Below are 1,462 nucleotides of genomic sequence, written 5' to 3' on the forward strand. Positions count from 1 at the left end.
GGAAGCGTCAAGAAGTTTGTGTAAGGTAGGATTATCCATCGGGACGATGGATAAAAAATAAGCAAATAAATTTCAAGTATAATGATCAGAATTTTCAGTCTTTATGGTTTGGAGGTGGACATAGCTCAAGCGAAGGCGCGGGAGCTGGTGCTTTATTCCATTTTGTTTTTTAACGAGAAGAATATCGTTCCTCAAACATCTTTGTAAGTTTTTCTTGTACAACGGGATCTCCAAATCCTCGGATCGTACGTCTAAACCATTTTTCGTTGTAGTCTAAAACTTCAAGGTAAACAATCTTCTCGGCAGCATCCATATTCGTCAAACTGTTCATGGGACGCAGGCGCTTTCTGAGCTCTTTATTCATTCGCTCGATGGGGTTTGACGTGTAAATAGCTCCTTTAATGAGATCTGGATACTTGTAAAAGGTCAGCAGCGTGGATAACTGCTCTTCCCAAGAAGTTACCTCTTTCGGATACGTTTTCCCCCATTTCCCTTTGAACGTCTGAAAGGCTGCGAGAGCTAGATCTCGGCTCACTGCATTGTAAATAGTTTTCAAACCATCAATAAACTCGGTCTTGTCTTGCACGCGTACTTTTGGGAATGTACTCCGTACTTTGTGCACGATACAGTGCTGAACGTCCGCCTTTGGATAGACTTCTTTAAACGCATTCTCAAGCCCAGGAAGTCCGTCAAACACACCTAGCAGCACTTCTTCCGCGCCTCGACGATACAAATCCTTGAGGACGTCTTTCCAACCATTTGCGCTCTCGTGACCACCGATGTAAAATCCGAGGATTTCTCGGTAGCCTTGTTCATTGATGCCCATGGCTAAGTAAATGACTTCACTTTCTACCGTGTTTCGTTTCAATTTGACGTACAGTCCATCCAAATAAAGAACGGAGTAGCGCTTCTCAAGAGGCCGTTTCTGCCACTTTTCTACATCCTCAAGCACTGTGCCCGTTATGTTGCTTACGGTTGTTGGCGAGTACTGAGCCCCAAACATACTTTCAATAAATCCAGCGACTTCTCGCGTGCTCATACCGCCCTTGTACATGCGAATGACAGCTTCTTCTAACCAACCTTCGCGGCGTTGATAAGGCTCGAATAGTTGGGTTTGAAAATCGTTGTTTCGGTCTCTGGGCACCATGAGGTCGTCGATACGGCCATAGCGAGTATCTAGCGTTCGTTCATAGTAACCATTCCGATAATTTTTCTTTCCCTCGGATTGTTGTTCCAGTTGAAGTACATGTTTAATTTCTTCCTGCATGATGAATTCTAGTTTTTCTTTTAAGAAGTTACGTACTAAATTTTCCAGTAGATCGGATAGACCGGATTCGTGTAAAGTAGAAGTTGTCATTGGAGTAGGGTCCTTTCTTGGTGGTGTCGCAATCCCGAGAATACCCTACTTTTTTGTTATCTGTGAAGACTCCAAATTTTGTTACACAGACTACTTTACTTCATC

General features: G+C 43.4%; 1 protein-coding gene. It reads right to left on the reverse strand.

Annotated features, from left to right (window positions below):
- Window positions 1-169 precede the first annotated feature (169 nt).
- Window positions 170-1,357, reverse strand: a complete 1,188-nt coding sequence (locus FU659_RS34910) for an IS256 family transposase (protein ID WP_147951731.1) — start codon at window positions 1,355-1,357, stop codon at window positions 170-172.
- Window positions 1,358-1,462: the final 105 nt, after the last annotated feature.

This window comes from Paenibacillus sp. N3.4 (assembly GCF_008017805.1).
Classification (GTDB): Bacteria; Bacillota; Bacilli; order Paenibacillales; family NBRC-103111; genus Paenibacillus_E.

Excerpts from the sequence above, each read along its gene's own strand:
- FU659_RS34910 (WP_147951731.1), bottom strand. The coding sequence starts at position 1,357 with ATGACAACTTCTACTTTACACGAATCCGGTCTATCCGATCTACTGGAA.